The sequence below is a fragment of the Ideonella azotifigens genome (genome assembly GCF_006519715.1).
In the GTDB taxonomy this organism is placed as follows: Bacteria; Pseudomonadota; Gammaproteobacteria; order Burkholderiales; family Burkholderiaceae_C; genus Ideonella; species Ideonella azotifigens.
Genome location: NZ_VIDT01001053.1, coordinates 1 through 1,363, shown reverse-complemented (window position 1 = coordinate 1,363; position 1,363 = coordinate 1). Strand labels below are relative to the sequence as shown.

General features: G+C 69.2%; 1 protein-coding gene, 1 pseudogene and 1 riboswitch. The gene and the pseudogene both read left to right on the top strand.

Annotated elements, in window-relative coordinates; all coding sequences use genetic code 11:
- Positions 1-138 precede the first annotated feature (138 nt).
- Positions 139-305: riboswitch (FMN riboswitch) on the top strand.
- A gap of 106 nt (positions 306-411) precedes the next feature.
- Positions 412-918 carry a 6,7-dimethyl-8-ribityllumazine synthase gene (locus tag FKP22_RS30505; protein ID WP_141291943.1) on the top strand — a complete coding sequence of 169 codons (507 nt, stop codon included), beginning with the start codon at positions 412-414 and terminating at the stop codon, positions 916-918.
- A 69-nt stretch (positions 919-987) separates the two neighbouring features.
- Positions 988-1,363: pseudogene (locus tag FKP22_RS30500) on the top strand (hypothetical protein); the annotation flags it as partial.

Genomic DNA, 1,363 nt, shown 5'->3' with positions numbered 1-1,363 from the left:
GCGAGCACGCCGAGCTGAACAGCTGAGAGCCTTCGCACGGCCCGCAGGGACTGCCGTGAAAGGCCTTGCCGTGTCCACTGCCACGCCCCAACCCGCACTGCCTACAATCCCGGCTCCGGTGCGGTTTCGGCTGCGCCGGTGCGTTCTCAGGGCGGGGTGAAAGTCCCCACCGGCGGTATCCGCGCAAAGGCCTCCCGGCCCGAGTGCGGGAGCCCGCGAGCGCCTGCGGCCTCACGGCGGCAGGGTCAGCAGATCTGGTGCGATGCCAGAGCCGACGGTCACAGTCCGGATGAAAGAGACCGCAACATCCCGGCCACCAGGCCCGGGCAGCCGCTGCGTTGCCCTGGGGCCAGATGGCTGTGGTGGCGCGCGCCCTGATTCTGGCCAACCCCTCAGATTTCGAGGTTTCCCATGAATCAGCCTGCTTCTGCTTCTTCCCTCTCCACGTCCCACGCCAAGGCCGGGCCGACCCGCATCGCGCTCATTTCGGCCGGCTGGCATGCCGACATCGTCGGCCAGGCCCGCGAATCCGCGCTGGCCGAGTTCGAACGACAAGGCCTGCCGCGCTCGCAGGTCGAGCTGTTCGAGGTGCCCGGCGCCTTCGAGATCCCGCTGCATGCGCAAGCGCTGGCCCGCAGCGGCCGCTTCGACGCGGTCATCGCCTGCGCGCTGGTGGTCAACGGCGGCATCTACCGCCACGAGTTCGTCACGTCGGCCGTCATCGACGGGCTGATGCGCGTGCAGCTGGACACCGGCGTGCCGGTCTTCTCCGCCGTGCTCACGCCGCGCGACTTCCACGAGCACGACGAACACCGCCAGTTCTTCCACGCCCACTTCGTCAAGAAAGGCACCGAGGTGGCCCAGGCCTGCCTGCGCACCCTCGCCAGTCTCAAGGCGCTGGCGCAACTGCAGCATTGACGCAGCGCTGACGGCAACAAACGTTTGGCAGGGCCGGTCTACCATCGGGTTTTCCGTAGCCCCTCTGCCATGCCGCCTGCCCAGGAGTTCGCTCACCCGGTCCCCCACCTCCCCCGGCGCCCCTGGCGGCTGACGGTCTTCGTGCTGCTGGCCCTGGCGCTGGTCTGGCTGCGGCCCATGGACCAGCTCGCCGAGCGCTACACCGACCAGGGCTGGAAACGCGCGCTGACCACCTTCGCCGCAGCCCGCCTGCTCAACGGTGCGCTCAGCCTGGCCCGCGAGGTCGAAATCACAGGCACGGTGCTGGGCGTGGGCGGCTCGTTCCACCCTGGCGCGGTGCTGGCGCCGGTGGACGAACTGGTCGAGCAGTTTTCGTCGCTGATGCTGGGCGCCACGCTGTCGTTTGCGCTGCAGCGCCTGGTGCAGCAGATCTTCAGCGCCTGGC